Annotated in this window: 15 protein-coding genes and 1 tRNA gene; 9 read left to right on the top strand and 7 right to left on the bottom strand. The window is 65.0% G+C overall.

Annotation, left to right across the window (positions count from 1 at the left end; translation table 11 throughout):
- Positions 1 to 8: 8 nt before the first annotated feature.
- Positions 9 to 464 (top strand): hypothetical protein, encoded by a 456-nt coding sequence (locus IGS55_RS12735; protein WP_230518800.1) that lies wholly within the window; start codon positions 9 to 11, stop codon positions 462 to 464.
- Between the two features lie 5 nt (positions 465 to 469).
- Here the strand turns inward: IGS55_RS12735 and IGS55_RS12730 are convergent, their stop codons facing one another.
- The 7 genes from IGS55_RS12730 to cysS all read right to left on the bottom strand — a co-directional run bounded on the left by IGS55_RS12730 (position 470) and on the right by cysS (position 8,833).
- Entirely contained in the window at positions 470 to 2,053 is a 1,584-nt protein-coding gene (locus IGS55_RS12730) for a methyl-accepting chemotaxis protein (RefSeq protein ID WP_230518799.1), read from the bottom strand.
- Positions 2,054 to 2,430: 377 nt separating this feature from the next.
- Positions 2,431 to 2,523 (bottom strand) — tRNA-Ser (locus IGS55_RS12725).
- 110 nt (positions 2,524 to 2,633) lie between these two features.
- On the bottom strand, positions 2,634 to 3,881 hold the full coding sequence (locus tag IGS55_RS12720; protein WP_230518798.1) for an aspartate kinase: 1,248 nt from the start codon (positions 3,879 to 3,881) through the stop codon (positions 2,634 to 2,636).
- 196 nt (positions 3,882 to 4,077) lie between these two features.
- Positions 4,078 to 5,496, bottom strand: a complete 1,419-nt coding sequence (gene tilS / locus IGS55_RS12715) for a tRNA lysidine(34) synthetase TilS (protein ID WP_230518797.1) — start codon at positions 5,494 to 5,496, stop codon at positions 4,078 to 4,080.
- Positions 5,497 to 5,693: 197 nt separating this feature from the next.
- Entirely contained in the window at positions 5,694 to 6,668 is a 975-nt protein-coding gene (locus IGS55_RS12710; protein WP_230518796.1) for an acetyl-CoA carboxylase carboxyltransferase subunit alpha, read from the bottom strand.
- 54 nt (positions 6,669 to 6,722) lie between these two features.
- On the bottom strand, positions 6,723 to 7,436 hold the full coding sequence (locus IGS55_RS12705) for a DNA-3-methyladenine glycosylase family protein (protein ID WP_128140838.1): 714 nt from the start codon (positions 7,434 to 7,436) through the stop codon (positions 6,723 to 6,725).
- On the bottom strand, positions 7,436 to 8,833 hold the full coding sequence (gene cysS, locus IGS55_RS12700; RefSeq protein ID WP_230518795.1) for a cysteine--tRNA ligase: 1,398 nt from the start codon (positions 8,831 to 8,833) through the stop codon (positions 7,436 to 7,438). The genes IGS55_RS12705 and cysS overlap by 1 nt, the downstream gene beginning before the upstream one ends.
- Positions 8,834 to 9,111: 278 nt before the next feature.
- On the opposite strand from cysS, the gene IGS55_RS12695 reads away from it, so the two are divergent.
- From IGS55_RS12695 to IGS55_RS12655, 8 genes are all read left to right on the top strand, one after another.
- Positions 9,112 to 9,741: a peptidylprolyl isomerase gene (locus tag IGS55_RS12695; RefSeq protein ID WP_230518794.1), complete on the top strand. Its 630-nt coding sequence runs from the start codon at positions 9,112 to 9,114 to the stop codon at positions 9,739 to 9,741.
- 73 nt (positions 9,742 to 9,814) lie between these two features.
- Positions 9,815 to 10,306, top strand: coding sequence for a peptidylprolyl isomerase (locus IGS55_RS12690; protein WP_230518793.1), 492 nt, complete (start codon positions 9,815 to 9,817; stop codon positions 10,304 to 10,306).
- A gap of 86 nt (positions 10,307 to 10,392) precedes the next feature.
- Positions 10,393 to 11,139 carry a UDP-2,3-diacylglucosamine diphosphatase gene (locus IGS55_RS12685; RefSeq protein WP_230518792.1) on the top strand — a complete coding sequence of 249 codons (747 nt, stop codon included), beginning with the start codon at positions 10,393 to 10,395 and terminating at the stop codon, positions 11,137 to 11,139.
- Between the two features lie 69 nt (positions 11,140 to 11,208).
- Positions 11,209 to 11,925, top strand: coding sequence for a DUF72 domain-containing protein (locus tag IGS55_RS12680; protein ID WP_230518791.1), 717 nt, complete (start codon positions 11,209 to 11,211; stop codon positions 11,923 to 11,925).
- Between the two features lie 130 nt (positions 11,926 to 12,055).
- On the top strand, positions 12,056 to 12,436 hold the full coding sequence (locus IGS55_RS12675; protein WP_230518790.1) for a GntR family transcriptional regulator: 381 nt from the start codon (positions 12,056 to 12,058) through the stop codon (positions 12,434 to 12,436).
- Entirely contained in the window at positions 12,433 to 13,305 is an 873-nt protein-coding gene (locus tag IGS55_RS12670) for an ABC transporter ATP-binding protein (RefSeq protein WP_230518789.1), read from the top strand. Before IGS55_RS12675 ends, IGS55_RS12670 begins: the two co-directional genes overlap by 4 nt.
- Positions 13,302 to 14,303, top strand: coding sequence for a hypothetical protein (locus tag IGS55_RS12665; RefSeq protein ID WP_230518788.1), 1,002 nt, complete (start codon positions 13,302 to 13,304; stop codon positions 14,301 to 14,303). The genes IGS55_RS12670 and IGS55_RS12665 overlap by 4 nt, the downstream gene beginning before the upstream one ends.
- 757 nt (positions 14,304 to 15,060) lie before the next feature.
- The gene (locus IGS55_RS12655; protein WP_268992033.1) at positions 15,061 to 22,047 is read left to right on the top strand and encodes a hypothetical protein; all 6,987 of its coding nucleotides are present in this window, start codon (positions 15,061 to 15,063) and stop codon (positions 22,045 to 22,047) included.
- Positions 22,048 to 22,114 lie beyond the last annotated feature (67 nt).

Genomic DNA, 22,114 nt, shown 5'->3' with positions numbered 1-22,114 from the left:
GAAACGCCATGCCGAACGACGTTCTTTCCATCAGCGCCCACTGCCTCGACAATCCCGCCTGCATTTTCACGGGCAGCGATATGCGCATCGAGGTGCTCATCAAGAATACCGGCACGGCGGCGGTCGGATATCCGCTCGAGTACATTCAGCAGCGCGGCCCCAACCTGCGCCTGATCGACAACGTGAGCGAACAAAGCCAGGTATTGAAGACGGGCCTGGCGAAGCACGCGCTCAAGCGTGACTTCACCCCCATCGGGCCGGGCCAGTCGGTGGCGCTGCACACCATCATCAAGAATACGGAGCTGCTGCTGTTCCGCAAGGAGTTCGTCGACGTGACGGCCGAAATCGGCGTCTCGGCCGGCATCCGGACGGCTGGCAGCGAGGAAGTGCTGCCCTTCAAGGGCGGCGCCAGCCTGAAGATCATCGGCAGGGATACGCTGGAACGCGAGGCGCAGCGGCGATAAGACCGCTAGCGCGCCTGCAAGGCAAGCGCCTGGCTGTCGAGCTTGAACACTCCCACTTCCCGCACCAGGCTGGCCGCCTGCTCTTCCAGGCTGCCGGCAGCGGCGGCCGCTTCCTCGACCAGGGCGGCGTTCTGCTGCGTGACCTCATCCATCTGCGTGATGGCCTGGTTGACCTGTTCGATGCCCAGACTCTGCTCCTGGCTGGCGGCGGCGATTTCGCTCATCAGGTCGACCACCTGTTTGACGGACGTCACGATCTTGTCCATCGTGGCGCCCGCCTCGTCGACCAGCTTGCTACCCGCATCGACGCGGTCGACCGAATCGCCGATCATGGCCTTGATTTCGCGCGCGGCGCTGGCCGAACGTTGCGCCAGGCTGCGCACTTCGCTGGCGACGACGGCGAAACCGCGTCCCTGCTCGCCCGCCCTGGCTGCCTCCACGGCCGCATTCAGGGCCAGGATATTCGTCTGGAAAGCGATGCCGTCGATCACATCGACGATATCGACGATCTTGCGCGAGCTGGCGTTGATGGCGCCCATCGTATCGACCACGCGCTCGACCACCTGACCGCCCTGCACGGCAAATTCCGACGCCGACACCACCAGTTGATTGGCCTGCCTGGCATTGTCGGCATTCTGCTTTACCGTGCTGGTCAGCTCTTTCATCGCGGAGGCCGTTTCTTCCAGCGAACTGGCTTGCGCCTCCGTGCGCGACGACAGGTCGAAATTGCCGGCCGCGATTTCGCGCGAAGCAACAGTGATGCTTTGCGTGCTGCTGCGCACCTGGCCCACGGTGCGCGACAGGCTGCCATTCATCGCTTCCAGCGCCTGCAGCAATTGACCAGGCTCGTCGGAGAAGCGCTTGTCGACGCGATTGGTCAGGTCGCCTGCCGCCACCATCTGCGCGGCCCGCAACGCCTCCTGCAAGGGGCCGGTAATGCTGCGGCTGATCAAGACGGCGCCGGCGATGCTGACGCCCAGCGACGCCAGCAGCAAACCCGCCAGCAGCACGGTTGCCGAGCGCGCGCTATCGGCCGACTCGGTCTCGAATGCGGCCGAACGCTTGCCGGTCATGTCGACCACGCGGGTGATGGCCGCCAGATGGCTATCGTAGCTGGCGGCCATGGCCGCCATGGCAGCGGCCACGCCCGCCTTGTCCTGCCCCTGCAGCGCGGGGATGAAGCGCGTGAATGCCGTCTCATAGAATGCCAGGGCAGGCGCGTGCGCCTGCGTCAGCAAGGCCTCGGCGATATCGTGGTCGAGATCCTGGGTGCGCCAGAACTGATGGCGCGTGTCGTACTCGGCCTTCAAGACCTTCAGGCGCTCGACCAGCTTATCTTGCGCACCCATGTCTTCGGATGCCATCAGCTGAAACGCGACCAGATAGGATTCGAGGATGTATTCCGGCGGCGGCAGTATGTCGGCCACCAGGTCCTTGCCCTGCACGATGCGGTGATACACGGGGCCGTTGACCTTCAATTCGTGCAGCACGCGCAGCGACCAGCCGCCATACACGATCAGGCCCAGCGAAAAGATGGCGACCAACAAGGCCAGCCGGCGCGACAGTTTGACTTGGCGAAGCAGCTGCATGTGCGTACCCCCTCGTTTATCCGGACCATGCCGTCAATGCCGCCGGCATAGGCCGCGCTGGCCAGTATGAAATTTCTGCGCGGCATTTGCAGATTATGCAACTTTTTAAGGGGCTTGGGCTGGATGCGCTGAAAAAGAATCTCTTGCTGAGCAACGGCCGGCGCAGGCGCCCGCAAAGGCCGGCGCAGGCGCTGGCCGCCACTGCCTGAGATGGGGGGGGCGGCGTTGGCCGCTGCGCGGCCAACGGGGCCGCGCGGGGCGCGGCAGATGGGCGATTCGGAGAGGGTTGGGCCGGCACGGCCCAGCCCTTCGAATCCCACCGTTCCGTCCAGACAAATAAAAAAGCCTCCCGCAGGGGAGGCTTTTTTATTTGATTCTGGCGGAGACGGTGGGATTCGAACCCACGATACAGGTATAAGCCGTATGCATCCTTAGCAGGGATGTGCCTTCGGCCACTCGGCCACGTCTCCTAGCTGATTACTCAACTATGTCTCTGTAGCTAACTGCGCTGCAGCGACGAACGTCATAATATCGATTGCCCCCCCTTTGGTCAAGGGCGTGGGGCAATATTTTTGGATATTTACGCTTTTTCCAGCTCGAACGCTTTATGCAGCGCGCGCACGGCCAGTTCCATGTACTTTTCATCGATCAGCACGGAAATCTTGATCTCGGAAGTGGAGATCATCATGATGTTGATGCCCTCTTCCGACAGGGTGCGGAACATTTGCGATGCGACGCCGACATGGCTGCGCATGCCCACGCCGACGACGGACAGTTTCGACACTTTCGCGTCGCCCGTGATGCTGGCCGCGCCCAGCGCTTCGCGGTTCGCTTCCAGCACGGCCAGCGCGCGCGCGTATTCGCCGCGCGAGACGGTGAAGGTGAAGTCCGTCTTACCGTCGACCGACTGATTCTGTATGATCATGTCGACTTCGATGTTCGCGTCCGCCACCGGGCCCAGGATGTGGTACGCCACGCCTGGACGGTCGGGCACGCCGAGCACGGTGATTTTGGCTTCATCGCGGTTGAAGGCGATGCCGGAGATGACTGCTTGTTCCATGTTTGTATCTTCCTCAAACGAAATCAGGGTGCCTGAATTGGCTTCTATTTCCAGCGGCAACATCGGGTCGGTCAGCGACGACAGCACGCGCGTGGGCACGCGGTAGTTGCCGGCGAATTCCACCGAACGCGTTTGCAGCACTTTGGAGCCCAGCGAAGCCAGTTCCAGCATTTCTTCAAAGGTGATGGTCTTCAGGCGGCGCGCCTCGGAGACCACGCGCGGGTCGGTCGTGTAGACGCCGTCGACGTCCGTGAAGATCAGGCATTCGGCCGCCTTCATGGCGGCGGCGATCGCCACGGCCGACGTGTCGGAACCGCCGCGGCCCAGGGTCGCGATGTTGTCGTGCTCGTCAACGCCCTGGAAACCGGTGATGATGACGATCTTGCCCGCATCGAGATCGCGTTTGACTTTTTCGTCATCGATCGACTGGATGCGTGCCTTGGTAAAGGCGGAATCGGTCTTGATCGCGACTTGCCAGCCAGCATAGGATACGGCTTGTTTGCCGATCGCCAGCAATGCCATCGACAATAGGCCGACGGACACCTGTTCGCCTGTCGAGGCGATCATGTCAAGTTCACGGGGATCGGGTTGATCCATGATTTCCTTGGCCAGTCCAATCAGGCGGTTGGTTTCGCCCGACATGGCGGATGGCACCACCACGATTTGATGCCCAGCGTCGTGCCACTTGGCAACGCGCTTGGCGACATTCTTGATACGGTCAGTCGAGCCCATCGACGTACCGCCATATTTGTGGACGATTAAAGCCATAAGAGTGAAGTTTCCGCTCAAGAAGAATAAAAAAGGAGGGCTTTACTCTACATGCCGCAATGCAAAATAACAAGCTAAAAAGCGCATTAGCTCATACCAATTGTACATATGGAAATAACCAATCCATGCAGTCCAGCTGGCCAACGCCGCCGCTTGGCGGCCGCCCCGGGAGTGGCCTTGGCAGCTGTCCTTACGCTCAGCAGGAGACCCAGCGCAAGGCGACGCGGGGACGATCCAGCAGACTCAGGCAATGGCAATCGAGGCCGATACCCGCCGCGAACAGCAATTGTTGCGCCGCACAGACAAGGGGCAGGCGTTCGCGTTCCCAGGCGGGCACGTCAAACGCCTGGTAGTGGTATTTCAAGCTCTTGGTGGGACGGTTCAAGGCCAGTTTCAGGCGCTCGCCACCCTGGCGGAAATCGATGGTCAAGGTTTGAGATTGCAACCAGGCAATATCGATACCCTGGCCGCCCTCTTCCACCGCATCGAAATGCAACACGCCGCCATACGCGGGAAAGGCCAGGCTGGCCTCGCCTTTCCACACAAATTCCTGGCTGGCTTTTTCCAGGCCAGGAATGCCCGCGTCGTCACGCTCGCGCATGCCGGCCAGATCATCGAGCTTCGGCGTCAAGTACAACCGGTCGCGGTGGCGCCGGACGTGGCATTCGGGATGCGTGACCAGCAATTGCGCATCGGGCCGCGCTTCCAGCAATTGCGCCAGCATTTCCGCCAGCCATGCCGTCGACGGCATGCGCAAGCCGCGCGTGCCGAACCAGTGGCGCAGCAGGTTGTAGCAGCGGTCCGCGCTCAGCGCGCGCAATTTCGCCAGTTCGATGCAATCGCCATCGAGGCACGCCGCCAAATCCTGCGTCGCCAGTTCCGTCAGCAGGCGCTGTGCCGATTGCGCGTGCTGGGCGCTGCGGGCGAAGCGTTCCTGGAAACCGGGAAAGGCCTGCGCCAGCACGGGCATCACCTGATGCCGCAGAGCATTGCGGGCAAAGCGGGGATCGTCGTTCGATTCGTCATGGATGTGCGCGATCGCATGTTTTTCCACGTAGCTTTCCAGCTGCTTGCGCGACACGGGCAGCAGGGGGCGCGCCATCACCAGGTCCGGGTTGCCCAGCAGCTCGGGCGCGCTGTTGGCGCCATCCATGCCGGACAAGCCCGCCGTGCCCGAGCCGCGCAGCAATTGCAGCAGCACCGTCTCGGCCTGGTCGTCCTGGTGGTGGGCCGTCAGCAGCAGGCGCACGCCGTGCGCGGCGCACAGCTCGCCCAGGGCCGCGTAACGGCGCTTGCGGGCCGCCTCTTCCGTACCCGTCTTCGCATTTTTCTCCAGGGTAACCTTGCGCGCCTCGAAAGCGATGCCCATGCCGGCGCACAATTGTTCGCAATGGGCCAGCCAGGCATCCGCATTCGGACTCAGGCCGTGGTGCACGTGAAAGGCGTGCAGAGCCACGCCGTGCTCTTGCGCCCAGGCATGCGCCAGGTGCAGCAGGGCCGAGGAATCGAGGCCGCCGCTCAAGGCAATGCCGACCGTCTCGCCGGTTCGCGGTGCGCAGGCGTTCAGCGCGCGGGCGAAGATATCGGCGACGGTGGCGGTTTGTTGCTTTTTCAATCAGGACTCCGGGAATGCAAAGAGGGACAGGCTGCTAAACGGATGGTGTCGTTTAGCGGACTGTCCCTGGTAACTCTTGATATTTTGTCGGCTTACGTCTTGTCGGCTTACGTCTTGTCGGCTTACGTCTTGTCGGCTTACGCTGCGCTAAGCCGACCTACGCCGGCCTGCGCCGACCCACGTCGACCTGCGCCGGCTTATTCGCTCGGCGTCGTTTCCTTGAACTTGCCGTAGCTCAGCAGTTTTTCATGGCGCGCGGCCAGCAGGTCCTTGGTTTTCATGCCGTGGAACTGGCGCAGGGTGTCGGCCAGTGCGCGCTTGAGCAAGGTGGCCATCTGTTTCGGATCGCGGTGGGCGCCGCCCAGCGGTTCGTTGATGATCTTGTCGATCAGACCCATGGCTTTCAGGCGGTGGGCGGTCAGGCCCAGCGCTTCGGCCGCGTCGGAGGCGCGCTCGGCGCTCTTCCACAGGATCGAGGCGCAGCCTTCCGGCGAGATCACGGCATAGGTCGAGTATTGCAGCATCAGCACGGCATCGCCGACGGCGATGGCCAGCGCGCCGCCGGAACCGCCTTCACCGATGATGGTGGCGATCAGCGGCACTTTCAGTTCCGCCATTACGTACAGGTTGTGGCCGATGGCTTCCGACTGGCCGCGCTCTTCCGCGTCGATGCCGGGGAAGGCGCCTGGCGTGTCGACGAAGGTGAAGATAGGCAGGTTGAACTTTTCAGCCACTTTCATCAGGCGCATGGCCTTGCGGTAGCCTTCCGGTTTCGGCATGCCGAAATTGCGCATGGCGCGCTCTTTCGTGTCGCGGCCCTTCTGGTGACCGATGACCATGCACGGCTGGCCGTTGAAGCGGGCCAGGCCGCCGACGACGGACAGATCGTCCGCGTAGCTGCGGTCGCCATGCAATTCGTGGAAATCGGTAAAGATTTCACTCACGTAATCCATGGTGTAGGGGCGTTGCGGGTGGCGCGCGATCTGCGCCACTTGCCAAGGGGTCAGCTTGGCGTAGATATCTTTGGTCAGCTGCTGGCTCTTCTTGGCCAGGCGGTCGATCTCTTCCGAGATGTCGACGGCCGAATCGTCTTGCACGAAGCGCAACTCTTCGATCTTGGAATCGAGTTCCGCGATCGGCTGTTCAAAATTGAGGAAAGTCGTTTTAGTCATTGTACCTCCAGGTTTTACCGGCCACGGCGCCAGGGCGCGCGGCGTCATCTATGTTTATTTTACCGTACCGGCTGCTGCGCCGGGGGCTGCATCGGGTGCGGCAGGGGCGGCTGCAGGGTCGAGACTGCGCCACAAATACCACGTCGCGACGGTGCGCCACGGTTCCCAATTGGCGGAAACTTCGCGCGCATCGCTGCGGGAAACTGGTTCGCCGGAGAAATAATTGACGCTGATGCCCTGGATCAAACCGGGGTCGTCGAGCGGCAAGACATTCGGCCGGAGCAGATTAAATATCAGAAACATCTCGGCTGTCCAGCGGCCGATGCCGCGGATCTGCACCAGCTCGGCGATGACGGCTTCGTCATCCATCTGGTCCCACTGGCTCGCGTGCACGCGCTTGGCCTTGAAATGGTCGGCCAGGTCGAGGATGTATTCGGTCTTGCGTTTGGACAAGCCGCAGGCGGACAACTGCTCGGCGCCTGCCTTCAATACTTGCGAAGGCGTGCATTTCGGGCAAGCGAGCAGCAGCTTTTTCCAGGCAGCATCCGCCGCCTTGGGCGTGATCTGCTGTCCCACCAGCGAACGGGCCAGGGTCGTAAACGGGTCGCTGTGGCCGACCAGGTGCAGGTCGCCAAATTGCGGGATGAGCTTTTTCATGATGCGGTCGCGCTTCATCAGCTCGATCTTCGCCTCTTCCCAGTAATGCGGCACCTGGATCACTTGCGCGGCTATTACCGGCGCTTCCCCGTTTTCCCTGGACGTTGGCATCATGCGCGGCGCCAGTTGGTCGAGCCGTCAGGCTTGTCTTCGAGAATGATGCCCGCCGCCAGCAAGTCGGCGCGGATCTTGTCGGACTGCGCAAAGTCGCGCGCCTTTTTTGCCGCGCTGCGCGCCGCGATGGCCGCTTCGATGCCGGCCGCCTCATCGACGCCACCGGCGGCGGCGCCGATGGTTGCTTGCAGGAATTGCTGCGGCGTGCGTTCCAGCAAGCCGAATACGCCCGCCAGGCCCTTCAATTGACGCGCCAGGGCTGGCGACTTGCTCTTGTTGACTTCCGTTGCCAGATCGAACAGGGCGGCCACGGCCAGCGGCGTGTTGAAATCGTCATCCATCGCTTCGCGCACGCGCACGGCATGCGCCTCGTTCCAGTCGATGGCGCCCTCTTCCACCGCCACGCCGGCCAGCGCCGTGTACAAGCGGGTCAGCGACAGGCGCGCATCGTCGAGGTGCACGTCCGAGTAATTGAGGGGGCTGCGGTAGTGCGCGCGCAGGATGAAGAAGCGGATCACTTCGGCATCGAACTTTTGCAGCACTTCGCGGATGGTGAAGAAGTTGCCGAGCGACTTGGACATCTTTTCATTGTCCAGGCGCACGAAGCCGTTATGGATCCAGTAATTGACGCTGGTATGGCCGAACGCGCCTTCGGATTGGGCGATCTCGTTTTCGTGGTGCGGGAATTGCAAGTCCGCGCCGCCGCCATGGATGTCGAACTGTTCACCGAGCAAGGCGCACGACATGGCCGAGCATTCGATATGCCAGCCCGGGCGGCCCTTGCCCCACTTCGACTCCCATTTGACTTCTTCCGGCTCGGACTCTTTCGACGACTTCCACAGCACGAAGTCGAGCGGATCGCGCTTGCCCGTATTCACGTCGACACGTTCGCCCGCGCGCAGGTCGTCGAGCGACTTGCCCGACAGCTTGCCGTAATGGGGGAAATTGCGCACGGCATAGTTCACGTCGCCATCCGCGCCCTGGTAAGCGAGTTCCTTCGCTTCCAGCTGCTCGATCAGGCGCAGCATCTGCGGCACGTATTCGGTGGCGCGCGGCGTGTGGTCGGGCGTCAGGATGCCCAGCGCGGCCGTGTCTTCATCCATGTACTGGGTGAAACGCGTCGTCAGCTGGGAAATCGTCTCGCCGTTTTCCACGGCGCGGCGGATGATCTTGTCGTCGATGTCCGTAATGTTGCGCACATAGGTGACGTCGAAACCGGACGCTTTCAGCCAGCGGTAGATGACGTCGAACGCCATCATCATGCGCGCATGGCCGATATGGCAATAATCGTAGATGGTCATGCCGCACACGTACATGCGTACCTTGCCCGCTTCCATCGGGACGAATACCTGCTTCTCGCGCGCCAGGGTGTTGTAAATCTTTAGATTGCTCATCGTACTTTGCAAGTGGAGCGGCCGCCAGCCTGGCAAAACGACAGACAGGCGCGGACACCGGGGGTGCCGCGCCACAGAACTGCCGTGTGCGCCGAGACGGGACGACCCGCTGTATTGTTGTTCTTGTTTGTTAGAATTAGGGCGTTAGCGGTCAAGTATAACATTGATAAAAACCATACTGGCCCGATATGAATCAGGTTTTTACGATGTTCAACCGAATTTTCATTTCTTTACAATTAAAGCAAGTTTAGAGAAAAATAACGATCAAGGACGCCTTCATGCAAGAAATCAAATCGAAACGCCTGTCTTTCCTGGCCCGTTGTTGCACCCTGTTTGCCGGCCTGACCCTGGGCAGCGCCGTCGTGGCGGCCGCTCCGGCGACCGCCCTCGACCCCACGCCCCATGTGGCCCTGAAAACCAGCATGGGCGAGATCGTGCTGGAACTGAACCAGGAAAAAGCGCCGCAAAGCGTCGCCAATTTCTTGCAGTACGTCAAAAGCGGTTACTACAAGGGCACGGTGTTTCACCGCGTCATCGACGGCTTCATGATACAGGGCGGCGGCTTCGACAAGAACATGAAGCAGAAAGCCACCAAGGCGCCGATCAAGAATGAAGCGCAAAACGGCTTGCAGAACGTCACCTACAGCATCGCCATGGCGCGCACGGGCGACCCGCATTCGGCCACCGCGCAATTCTTTATCAACGTCAACGACAATGGCGCGCTCGACTACCCTGGCCGCGACGGTTTCGGCTACACGGTGTTCGGCAAAGTCGTCAGCGGCATGGACGTGGTCGACAAGATCAAGGCCGTGCCCGTTGCCGACAAGGGCCCGCACCAGAACGTGCCGGTCACCCCTGTAGTGATCGAATCGGCGACTTTACTCAAATCCGCGCCCGCAAAACTGTAAAATAGCGTTTTTGCGGCGCCGGCCTGCCTGGCGCCGCCGAATCAATTATTCATCCAATTTATTAAGGATCATCATGACCTCCGTCATCATCACCACCAATCTGGGCAAGATCACCGCTGAACTGGACGCCGACAAAGCGCCGAAAACGGTTGCCAACTTCCTGGCCTACATGAAAGCCGGTCACTACGACAACACGATTTTCCACCGCGTCATCGACGGCTTCATGATCCAGGGCGGCGGTTTCGAGCCAGGCATGAAACAAAAGCCAGCCGACACCACCGTGGAAAACGAAGCCAAGAACGGCCTGAAAAACGACACGTACACGCTGGCCATGGCCCGCACGTCGGATCCGCATTCGGCATCGGCTCAGTTCTTCATCAACATCAAGAACAACAGCTTCCTCGACTATCCAGGCCAGGACGGCTGGGGCTACGCCGTGTTCGGCAAAGTCACCGAAGGCAAGGAAGTCGTCGACGCCATCCGCGCCGTGAAAACCTCGCGCGCCGGCATGTTCGCCGACGTGCCAGTGACGGACGTGATCATCGAGAAGGTAGAAGCCGCGTAATCAGGCTTCAGCATCATGAATAACAGGCATTGCAGCGTTTGCGCTTTTCCATGCACATCACTTTTTGGGAGCGTTGAACGATGACAATGCCTGCCGCACTCTTTATTTCCGACCTGCATCTGCAGAGCTCGCACCCGCGCACGAGCGCGGCGTTTCTTTCTTTCCTGGAACACCATGCGCAATATGCGCAAGCGCTGTATCTATTAGGCGACCTGTTCGAATACTGGGCCGGCGACGATGACCTGGAAGACCCGTTCAATGCGCGCATGACGGCCGCCATCCGCGCCGTCAGCGATGCTGGCGTGCACGTCTACTGGATCGCCGGCAACCGCGACTTTCTGGTCGGCTCCGGCTTTGCCGCCGCCGCCGGCGCCACCCTGCTCAGCGAACCGCACGTGGCCACGATAGCCGGCCGGCGCATCGTCCTGCTGCATGGCGACGCCGAATGCACGAAAGACGTGCAATACATGGAATTTCGCGCCATGGTGCGCCAGCCCGCCTGGCAAAAACAGTTCCTGTCCATGCCGCTGGCGCAGCGCAAGGCCATCATTGACGGTTTGCGCAAGAGCAGCCGCGAGCATAATGGCGAAAAATCCATGGACATCATGGATGTCACGCCCGATGCTGTCGCGCAAGTGTTTGCCGAACACGCGAGCGCCGTCATGATCCACGGCCACACGCACCGCCCCGCCCTGCACCGGGTCGACAATACCCTGCGCTACGTCCTGCCCGACTGGGAGTGCGATGTCACGCCGCCGCGCGGCGGCTGGATCGCCATCGATACGCGCGGCAACATCACGCGCCATGACCTGAACGGCAACATCATCGACTAGGCCCGCGCCGACGGCGGCACGGGCGTTTGTCCGATAGCCGCGCCCGCCTGGGCTTGCTGTAATGGCGCCATGCATACTGTTTACATCGGCACGGCCGGCTGGAGTATTTCCAGCGCCGCCGCCAGCCACTTCCCCCTCGATGGCAGCCACCTGCAGCGCTATGCCCAAGTGCTCGACTGCGCGGAAATCAACAGCTCCTTCTACCGCCCGCACCAGAGCGCCACCTATGCGCGCTGGGCCGCCAGCGTGCCGGACCATTTCCGCTTCAGCGTGAAATTGCCGCGCAGCATCACGCACGAGCGGCGCTTGCGCGATGGTGAGGCCGAGCTCGATCGTTTTGCATCGGAAGTGGGGGAATTGGGAAGCAAGCTGGGCTGCGTGCTGGTGCAGCTGCCGCCCAGTCTGCGTTTCGAAGCGGACGTGGCCGCCGCATTTTTCACCGCCCTGCGCCAGCGCTTCGACGGCATGCTCGCGTGCGAAGCGCGCCACCCCAGCTGGTTCGAGCAAGGCGCGACCGAGCTGTTAACAATGCAGCGCATCACGCGCGCGCGCGCCGATCCGCCTGCAGGCCAACCGGGTCCGCACGTACCGACGACGGAAGTCGCCTACTTGCGCCTGCACGGCAGCCCGAAAATATACTACTCGGACTATCCGGCCAATGACCTGGCTTCGCTGGCCGCCGAATTGCGCAACCCAGCGCATGCGGGCAGCTGGTGCATCTTCGACAACACGGCAGCCGGGGCCGCCCTGTTCAATGCGCTGGACTTGCAGGCGCGGCTGACTTGAAAATACGTGTTGATTTTTTGGGGCTTAGTGTTATAGTTAACTACAACACCAACTCAATACATCACGGAGCTTCGATGCCTACCGCATTTTTCACGCGCCGCCCCACCCCGCCCTTGTCGGAGCGCATCCCATGAGCGCCGAATGGAACGACAATAGCCCCATCTACCGCCAGCTCAAGGCCAGGGTGGTGGGCATGATGCTCGATGGCGTGCTGCAGTCGGGCGACGCCCTGCCTTCGGTGCGCCAGGTGGCGGCCGACTATCAATTGAATCCCATCACGGTGTCGCGCGCCTATCAGGAACTGGTCGACGATGCCCTGGTGGAAAAACGCAGAGGACTCGGTATGTATGTCTTGGAAGGCGCCCGCGACAAATTGCTGGCCAGTGAACGCGAGCGCTTCATGCGCGAAGAATGGCCAGCGATGCTGGAACGCATCACGCAACTGGGCCTGAACCTCGAACAACTACTGCAAGCGAGCCGCGACAGCGACGCACATGGAGAGAGCGCATGAATGCATTGAACAAGGACAGCGTCATCAGTGCGCGCGGCTTGCACAAGCAATATGGCAAGCAGGTGGCCATCGATGGCATCAGCTTCGATATCGCGCCGGGGCGCATCGTCGGCTTGATCGGGCCGAACGGTTCCGGCAAGACCACCACGTTGAAAGCCATCCTGGGCCTGACGGGCTTCGAAGGCGACTTGTCGGTGCTGGGGCGCGATCCGCGCGTGCAGCGCGATGCGCTGATGGACGACGTGTGCTTCATCGCCGACGTGGCCATCCTGCCGGGCTGGCTGCGCGTGGCCGACGCCATCGATTTCGTTGCTGGCGTGCATCCACGTTTCGACCGCAGCAAGGCCGAACGCTACCTGGCCCATACCAAGCTGTCGCCGAAGATGAAGGTCAAGGCCATGTCGAAAGGCATGGTGGTGCAGCTGCACCTGGCGCTGGTGATGGCCATCGACGCCAAACTGCTGGTGCTCGACGAGCCCACCCTGGGTCTGGACATCCTGTACCGCAAGCAGTTTTACCAGAACTTGCTGGAAGACTATTTCGATGAAAACAAGACCATCGTCATCACCACGCACCAGATCGAGGAAGTGGAGCACATCCTCAGCGACCTGATGTTCATTCGCGACGGCAAGATCGTGCTGGCCTCGAGCATGGAAGAAGTGGGCGAGCGCTATATCGAGGTGATGGTGGGCCCGCAGCACGTCAATCCGGCGCGCGCGCTGCAGCCGATCAGCGAACGCAGCGTATTCGGCAAGTCGGTGATGCTGTTCGACGGCGTCGCCCGCGCCCAGCTGGCCGCCCTGGGCGAAGTGCGTACGCCCAGCCTGGCTGACCTGTTTGTCGCGACCATGAAAGGATCGTACCAATGAGTATTTCCCCTGCCAACAAGATGCAATGGCTGATCCGGCGTGAACTGTGGGAACACAAGGGCATGCTGATATGGACACCCGCCCTGATCGGCATCGCCATGACGGTGCTGGGCGCCTTGATGACGATAGGCACCATCGCCAAGACCAAGATGCGCACGGCGCTCACCGTCAATGGCGAGGAAGTGTCCTGGAGCACCGTCTTCAATACCCGCACCTTCGGCCCGCGCCGCACGGAAATCATCGACGCCGTCGCCAACAACTACACGTACGCGGCCGCGCCGCTGTTCCTGGCGCTGGGTTTTCTCGTGTTTTTCTATTGCCTGAGCGCCCTGCATGACGACCGCCGCGACCGCAGCGTGCTGTTCTGGAAATCGCTGCCCATCTCCGATGCGCAGACGGTGCTGTCGAAAGCGGCCATCGCCCTGCTGGTCGCGCCGCTGATCGTGGCCGCCGCCGCCAGCCTGACTTCGCTGGCCCTGATCCTGATCCTCAGCGGCGTGCTGGCGGCCAACGGCATCCACGTGTTTGCCGAACTGCTCGCCACCCCGGGCCTGTACCTGGGACCGCTGCGCGTGTTCGGCTTGCTGCCCGTGTATTGCCTGTGGGCCTTGCCGACGGTGGGCTGGCTGCTGATGGTATCGAGCTGGGCCAAGTCGAAAGTCTTCCTGTGGGCCGTCGGCGTGCCGCTGCTGCTGCTCATCCTGACCGTCTGGGCCGGCAAGCTGACGCAGACGGAAAGCAGCATCGGCTGGATACAGATGAATGTCATCGGACGCGCCCTGCTGGGTACCCTTCCTGGCAGCTGGTATCTGTTCGAGCCGGGCCTGCTGCCGCAAATGCACGCCCTGGCAGAGGGGGGATCGCACATGACACGCATCGATGTGTTCAGCAATTCCTGGTCCAGCCTGACCTTGCCAGCCGTCTGGCTGGGTGCGGCGGCAGGCGCGGCGCTGATTTACGCCGCTATCCGCCTGCGCCGCTGGCGCGAGGAAGGCTGACAGCGCAATATTTCCTCCCTACAAAACGCCCCGCCCGCCGGGGCGTTTTGTATTTCTACTCCATTCAGCCCCCGAGATAATAACTACCTTACCGATAGTTATTATAAAAATCCCCTCCCGCCACAACAAGACTCTTCATTCGATAGCATTAATTCGATATTAAAATTACAAATAATTATTTCTATCGTATTTTATTACCAATCACATTTGATAATCGGCATTCAAAAAACAACAACTAGCAATTCGATAGCAAGGCGGTTTTTTGGATAAAAGACGCAGAAATACGCGGGCAAGACAGCAGACTCAGCCGAAAACACCTGTTTCGTGACAATTCGTGATTATTCAGCTGCATGACGCCAGAGAAAATAATGTCATGAAAAGTAGTCAAAATGAAATTGGAAGTTTCAAAATTGAAACTATCATCAGAGTGAGCGCCACTGCCCACCTCGTGCAAAGGCTGTACCCTGCCGTTGCGCCCTGCCGGACAAGCCAGTTGCCGGCGCAACAAAACACAGGAAAGCGGCGACGCACAAAACGAATATGAAAATAGCATTTTTAATATTGCCGAAGTAGCGCTCTTTTGCCCCAACGTTTTTTTCCCAATTATGTTTTACTTGCCACTATCAACATCGGAAACACCAGAGTTCAACCACGGCCCAAGCCTCGCCGGAGCAAGCAAGGAATCGCAGCAGATTATTGATTTTTTATTATTTTAGAAAATTGCACGAATACTTAACCTTTTCCGGAGACTTTTCAAATGGCCACCACCCAAAATCCAGCACAAGTTCCCGTCAATGCCGAAGGCGCTGGCGCCAAGCTCGCGACGCCCGCAAAAAAAGCCGTCGACCCAAAAAACGGTGACCGCAAGCAGTATGACGAAGATGAACTGATCAAAGGGGACGATGCCAGCGCGACCATGCCGCCTGAAAATGTCGTGGAAGTCACGGGCAGCGCCGCCAACGGCAATGCCGGCGCCGTGGGTGCGGCGGCCGCTGTGGCGGCAGCCGCCCTGGCAGCCGGTGGCAGTGGCGCGGCCGCAGGCCAGGCCGGCAACGGCGGTGCCGACCTCGGCACGCCGCAAAGCGATAACAATGGTGGCGCCGCGGGCGCGACGGGCACAGGCGCGGGGGCGGGCGCGGCCGGCATCCCCAGCGGCAGTGTCGTGGATGTCGCCGGAGCGTCGGCTGGCGCCGGTAGCGGTGCCGGCGCGGGCGCGGGCGCTGCGGGCGGCCTGGGCGGACTTGGCGTGCTGGGCGCGCTCGGCGGCCTTGGCCTGGTCGCCGCAGCGGCAGGTGGTGGCGGAGGCGCCGCGGCTGGCGGTTCCGGCACCGGAGGCGGCACGGGCGGTACCGGTGGCACGGGCGGATCGACCGGCGGTGGCACGGGCAATCAATCCGCCACCACCGTCGTGACCGACGAAGCCGTGCTGGCCGCCGCCGCCGCCGCCGCGGCCGCCGCCAATGCCCTGGCCGATGACGCGGCGGCGGCGGCTGCAGCGGCCACGGCCGCAGCTTCGCTGGCCGCGGCAAATGCGGCCCTCCTGGCCGACCAGCTGGCGGCCCAAGCGGCCGCTGACGCTGCCGCAGCCTTGCTCGCCGCCAATAGCGCCACCAGCGACGATGCGCTGGCGGTCAGCACTGCCGCTGTCGTTCCCGGCGCACAAGCGGCCGCTGACGCCGCCACGAGTGACGACAACGCTGCCGCTGCGGCGGCCGCTACCGCCGCCATATCCCAGGCTGCCGCCACGTCGGCGCAAAATGACGATGCGGCTGCCGCCACGGCCGCCGCCAACGCCGCCGCCGCGCAGGCCGCCGCCGATGCGGCGCAAACGCAAGCGGACCAGACCAATGCCCCTGCCCTGCAAGCCATCGCCGATGCGGCCGACGTGGTCGCCGCCGCAGCCAACACCCAGGCAGCACTGACCGATGCGGCGGCACTTGGCGTCATTTCGGCCAATGATGCCGCCGCTGCCGCCGCCGCCACGGCGCTGGCCAATGCCACGGACGCCGCCGCGCTGGACCTGGCGGCAACCGCCGCCGCCAACACCGCCGTCTCGGCCGGCATCCAGGCCAGCTTTACCGATGCCGCCGCCCTGGCCCTCATCTCGGATGCGGATGCCGCCGCGTCTGCCGCTGCGACCGAACTGGCCGATGTCACCGATGCCGCCGCCCTGGCTGCCGCCGCGAGCGCCGCGGCCACCGCCGCGGCCGATGCAGCGACAGCGGCCAATGCCAGCGACGCCACGGCACTGGGCATCGCCGCCACCGCCGCCGCGAATGCCTCCATTGCCGCCGATGCACAAGCAAACTTGACCGACGCCGTCGCCCTGACCATGGCGGCGGACGCCGCCGCCGGCATTGCCGCCCAGGACGCCGCCATCGCCAACGCCACGGACGCCGTCGCCCTGCAGGCGGCCGCCAATGCCGCCGCGACGAACGCCGCCAATGCCCAGACGCAAGCGAACATGACGGACGCGCCCACCCTGGGCCTGATCGCCGATGCCGCCACTCTGGCGTCGGACGCGGCGCAACTCCAGGCCGGCTTGACGGATGCGGCTGCGCTGGCCCTGATTTCCGATGCCGACGCTGCCACGGCGGCCGCCGCCGCCCTGGCCGCCAGTAGCGATGCCGCCGCGCTCGATGCCGCCGCCGCCCTTGCCGCCACTGTGGCGGCGAATGCCGTCGTCACAGCCAGCCTGAGCGACGCGGCAGCCCTGCAAATCACGGCCGATGCGGCCGCCAATACCGCCATCGCCGCCGCCGCGCAGGCAGCATTGACGGACGCGACCGCCCTGCAAGTGGTTTCCGACGCCGATGCGGCCGCCGCGCTGGCCGCGCAAACGACGGCCAACCAGACGGATGCGGCGGCCCTGGCCGCTGCCGACGCAGCCGCCGCCAGCGATGCCGCCAATGCCCAGACAGTGGCCGACCAGACCGATGTCGTCGCCCTGCAGCAAGCGGCCGACCAGGCCGATGCCGACGCGGCCGCCGCCAATGCGCAAGCCAGCTTGCTGGACGTCAACGTTGCACTCAACGCCTTCAATCTCGCCAGCCTCGCCGCCCTGGCCGCCAACGTGACGGCCGGCGAGACCAGCGTGCTCGATCTGACGGCCACCGTCAATGCCTTGCAGCTCGGCGCCGATAACGCCGATATCACTGCCAGCCTGACGGATGCCATCACCCTTGCAGCGACCGCCACCATCGACGCGGCGGCGGCAGCCGCCTTGCAAGTGACAGCCAACCTGACCGACGCAGGAGCGCTCGCCGCCGCCGCCGCCGCCGCCGTCTCGGCGGCAGAAGCCGCTGCCGCCCTTGGCGGGATCGATATCTCGGCAGTGAGCGCCGCGGCGGCAGCGCAAGCCGCCGCCACCGCCGCCGCCGCCACGGCCGCACTGACCGATGCCGGCGCGCTGGGGCTCATTTCCACCACCGACGCCGCCGCTGAACTTGCCGCGCAAACGGCTGTCAGCACCTTGACGGCTGCCAATACGCTGGCGCAAAACGCGCTGACGGCGGCACAATCTGTTGCCAATCTGACCGACGCCGTGGCATTGGGCCTGGTCTCTTCCGCAGCCGACGCGGCCGCAGCCTTGGCCGTCACGACGGCTGGCCAGACCGATGCCACCGCGCTGAGCCTCATCTCGAATGCCGATGCGCTGGTCGCCTCCTCGGCCGCCAGCCTGGCGGCGCTGACGGACGCCACGGCGCTGGGCTTGATCTCGACCGCCGACGCCACCGTGGCCGCCACCCTGCAGGCAACGGCCGACCTGACGGACGCCGCCGGCCTGGGCCTGCTCGCCACGGCCGCCGCAGCCGCCGCCAATACGGCGACGAATGTTGCCAACCTGACCGATGCGGTGGCCCTGGGCACGCTCTCGGCAGCTGCCACCACGGCCGCCAATACGGCTGCCGCCACCGCCGCGCTGACGGACGCCACCGCACTGGGCCTGGTCGCGACGGCTGACGCGGCTGCCGCCGCCGCCCTGCAAACGACAGCCAACCTGACCGATGCCGTGGCACTGAACCTCGTCTCGACGGCCGCCAACACGGCCGCCACCGCCGCTGCCGCCGTTGCCAACCTGACCGATGCGGTGGCCCTGGGCACCGTGTCGACAGCCGCCACGGCCGCCGCCAACACGGCAGCGGCCACCGCCGCGCTGACCGACGCCGTCGCCCTGGGCCTGGTGTCCACCGTCGATGCGGCCGCGGCCGCCGCCGCGCAAACGACGGCCAACCTGACGGACGCCGTCGCCCTGGGCCTGGCTGCGACCGTCAATGCCACCGCCGCCACGGCCGCTGCCACCGTCGCCGGTCTCACCGACGCCGTCCTGCTCGGTACCGCCCACACGCTCAACGTCACGGCCGCCACCGTGGCGGCCACCAAGGCGGCCCTGACGGATGCCGCCGCACTGACCACCATCGCCAGCAACGATGCGGCCAATGCCGCCGCCCTGGCCGCCTATTCGGCTGCCCACCCGCTCGACTTGGTGGCGGCGCTGGCGGCCACCACGGCAGCCACCACGGCGGCCCTGTCGCAGGCCGTCGCACAGGCGGCGCAAGCCGATGACGCGGCGGCCGCCTCGACAGCCGCCACGGCGGCGGCATCCCTGACCGCCCTGAACAATGCGCTCGCGGCCGACAGTGCGGCCACCGCCGCCGCCACCCTGGCCCTGACTTCCCAGGCGGCGGCCACGGCGGCGGCGCTGGACGACACGCTCGCGGCCACCGCCGCCGGCGTGGCGGCCACCTCGCTGGCCGCTGCCCAGGCGGCACAGGCGGCCGATGCCGCCGCCGCCGCGACGGCGGCAACAGCGGCCAATGCCCTGGCCGCCCTGAATGCGGCCTTGCAGGCGGACGCGAATGCGGCCGCCACGGCCGCTGCCGCCGTGGCGGCAAGCGCGGCCACCGCTACCGCCATCGCCGACGATCTGGCCGCTGCAACGGCCGCCACTGTCGCCAGCGTCTCGCAAGCGGCCGCGCAAGCGGCGCAACTGGCAGACAATGCCGCCGCCAGCGCCGCCACCATCGCCGCCAACGCGCTCGCTTCCATGAATGCGGCCCTGGCCGACGATGCGGCTGCCGCTGCGGCTGTGCTGAACTCCACCAATGCAACGGCCGCCGCGGTGGCCGCCGCCACCGCCGACACGGCTGCTGCCGTGGCGGCGGCCGTGGCTGCCATTTCAGCCGCCGCCACGCAGCACGCGCAGGCGGACGATATTGCCGCTGCCACTGCCGCCCTCACGGCATCCATCTCGCTGGCAGCCACGCAAGCCGCGCTGGCCGCCGATCTCGCCATCGGCACGACCGCGGCAACGGCGGCCAGCGCCCTGGCCGCGCTGAACCAGGCGCTGAACGACGACAGCCTCGCCGCTACGGCAGCCACGGCAGCGGCCAACGCGCAAGCGGCCCTGAACGCGGCCATCACCACGCTCAACGCGGCGATAGTGACGGCCAGCGCCTCGCTCGCCGCCGCCAATGCCGCCGCGGCCGACGACGCCACTGCGGCAAGCACGGCGGCGGATGCGGCGGCGGCCCAGCTCATTTCCGATGCGGCCTTGCTGGCCGACGGCGCCCTGGCGGCCCTTGCCACGACCGCCAACAACGCATTGGCAGCCGCCAGCGCGGCGCTGGCCGCCGACGATGCCGCCGCCAATGCCGCGCACACGGCCGCCCTCTCTGCGGCGGCCACGCTGGCAGCGCAACTGGCCGATACGGCAGCCCTCAACGCCCATATCGCGCTCGATGCGGCCATCGCCAACCTGAGCGCCGCCGTGACGGCCGATGTCAACGCCACGGATGCGGACAATGACGAGACGCTGAAACTGAACCTCCTCATCGCCGCCCAGAGCGCGGCCGATGACGCGGCCCAGGCCAATGCCAATGCGGCTGCCGCCCATGCGGCGCTGGCGGCGGCCCAGGCCGACGATGCGGCGGCCGCCACCGCTGCCGCCAATGCGGTTGCCGCGCATGCGGCGGCGGTCGCGGCGCAAAACGCCGATGCCGCCGCGGCAGCGGCAGCCGCGCAAGCGGCCATTTCCCTGGCCGCCACCCTCAATGCCCAGGCGGACGACGCCACCGCGGCAGCCGCCGCCACAGCCGCCGCCAATGCGCAACTGGCGCTCGATGCAGCGCTGGCCGCCGATGCCGACGTCGCCGCCACGGCCGCCGCGGCAGCGGCAGCCCAGCTGGCGGCGCAAAACGCGCATGACGCCGATGTCGCGGCAGCGGCCGCAGCCGTTGCGGCTGCCATCACCCTGGCCGCCACGCAGGCGGCGCAAGCCGATGACGCGGCAGCCGCGCTGGCAGCGGCCAATGCGGCCAACGCCCAGGCGGCGCACGATGCCGCCGTCGCCGACGACCAGGCCGCCGCCGACGCCGCCGCAACCGCCGCGCTGGCGCAAGCGGCTGCCACGGCAGCGGCAGCCGCCGATGCCGCCGCCACCGCCAGCGCCGCCGCAGCGGCGGCATCGCTGCTTGCAGCCCAGGCGGCGCAGGCCGATGACACGGCCGCCAACCAGGCAGCGGCCAATGCCGCTGCCGCCACCGCCGCGCACACGGCCGCCATCGCCGCCGACGCGCTGGCCGTCAGCACGGCGGCAACAGCTGCCAGCGCACTGGCAGCGGCCACGGCAGCGCAGAACGACGATGATGCGGCCGCGGCCGCAGCGGCCCAGGCCGCAGCCTCGCTGGCAATCACCCAGGCGGCGCAGGCCGACGATGCGACCGCAGCGGCGGCCACCGTCAACGCCAATAATGCGATAGCAGCCGCATCGGCCGCCCATGCGGCCGATGCGGCCGCGCCGCTGGCGCAGGCACAGGCCGCCGCCTCGCTGCTGGCCCTGCAAGCGGCGCAAGCGGACGATGCGGCCGCCGCCAGCGCGGCAGCGGCTGCGGCGCAAGCGCATGCCAATGCGGATGCCGCGCAGGCGGATGACGCGGCGGCAGCCCAGGCCAATGCCGACGCGCAGGCAGCCGACGCCGCCCTGGTGCAAGCGAACGCCATCGCCGCGCAAACCGACGCCAGCGCCCTGGCCGTCGTGGCAAATGCGGATGCGGTCAACGCCGCCGCCGTGCAAGCCATCGCCGACCAGACCGATGCCGTGGCGCTCACGCAGGCCGCCGATGCGGCAACGGCAGCGGCGCTGGCGGCGGCGCAGGCAGCCGCCCTGACGGACGCCAGCGCCCTGCAACTGGCAGCCGATGCGGCCGCGGCCGCCGCCCTGCAAGCGCAGGCGCAGGCGGACTTGACGGACGCCGGCTCGCTGACGGTGACGGCGAATGCCGATGCCGCAGCGGCGGCGGCGGCCCAGGCCCAGGCCGACCTGACGGACGCGAGCCAGCTGTTCGTGCTGAGCCAGAATGCCCTGCACAACCCGTTGACGGTGGCCGACTTCAGCACGGGCCTGCCGGCCGCCGGCGGCGACGTGATCGACATGTCGGCCATCGCCGACCTGACGGCATCGGTGGCCGTGGGCGTCAACGTGAGCACGGACTTTGGCAACAACAACCTGTTCATCTTCGACGGCACGTCCGTGTCGATCGGCGCGGCGGCCAGCGCCATCGCGGCCGACGACAGCGTCTTGTCGGGACAGGGCTACATCGTCATCGCCGATGCGCAAAACAGCGGCGCCGTGACCGTGTATCACTCGACTGACCTGAGCAACGCCAACGCCATCGACACGGCGCTGGTGCTGCTCAGCGGCGTGAACATCACGCAGCTGACGGGTGCCAACTTCGTCGTCTGAAGCAGGGCACCCACGCCAGGCGCCGCGCCTGGCACGGCGGCGGGAGCGCGGCACAGCGGGCGCTCCC

The sequence above is a fragment of the Janthinobacterium sp. EB271-G4-3-2 genome, from assembly GCF_020858035.1.
Lineage (GTDB): Bacteria > Pseudomonadota > Gammaproteobacteria > Burkholderiales > Burkholderiaceae_D > Janthinobacterium > Janthinobacterium aestuarii.
Note: the sequence above shows the minus strand (reverse complement) of the source record. Positions and strands in the feature narration are given on the sequence as shown.

Coding starts and splice junctions, on each gene's coding strand:
- IGS55_RS12720 (WP_230518798.1), bottom strand. CDS start 3,881: ATGGCTTTAATCGTCCACAAATATGGCGGTACGTCGATGGGCTCGACT.
- IGS55_RS12730 (WP_230518799.1), bottom strand. CDS start 2,053: ATGCAGCTGCTTCGCCAAGTCAAACTGTCGCGCCGGCTGGCCTTGTTG.
- IGS55_RS12675 (WP_230518790.1), top strand. CDS start 12,056: ATGAGCGCCGAATGGAACGACAATAGCCCCATCTACCGCCAGCTCAAG.
- IGS55_RS12735 (WP_230518800.1), top strand. CDS start 9: ATGCCGAACGACGTTCTTTCCATCAGCGCCCACTGCCTCGACAATCCC.
- IGS55_RS12705 (WP_128140838.1), bottom strand. CDS start 7,436: ATGCCAACGTCCAGGGAAAACGGGGAAGCGCCGGTAATAGCCGCGCAA.
- IGS55_RS12710 (WP_230518796.1), bottom strand. CDS start 6,668: ATGACTAAAACGACTTTCCTCAATTTTGAACAGCCGATCGCGGAACTC.
- IGS55_RS12680 (WP_230518791.1), top strand. CDS start 11,209: ATGCATACTGTTTACATCGGCACGGCCGGCTGGAGTATTTCCAGCGCC.
- IGS55_RS12685 (WP_230518792.1), top strand. CDS start 10,393: ATGCCTGCCGCACTCTTTATTTCCGACCTGCATCTGCAGAGCTCGCAC.
- cysS (WP_230518795.1), bottom strand. CDS start 8,833: ATGAGCAATCTAAAGATTTACAACACCCTGGCGCGCGAGAAGCAGGTA.
- IGS55_RS12690 (WP_230518793.1), top strand. CDS start 9,815: ATGACCTCCGTCATCATCACCACCAATCTGGGCAAGATCACCGCTGAA.
- IGS55_RS12655 (WP_268992033.1), top strand. CDS start 15,061: ATGGCCACCACCCAAAATCCAGCACAAGTTCCCGTCAATGCCGAAGGC.
- IGS55_RS12695 (WP_230518794.1), top strand. CDS start 9,112: ATGCAAGAAATCAAATCGAAACGCCTGTCTTTCCTGGCCCGTTGTTGC.
- IGS55_RS12665 (WP_230518788.1), top strand. CDS start 13,302: ATGAGTATTTCCCCTGCCAACAAGATGCAATGGCTGATCCGGCGTGAA.
- IGS55_RS12670 (WP_230518789.1), top strand. CDS start 12,433: ATGAATGCATTGAACAAGGACAGCGTCATCAGTGCGCGCGGCTTGCAC.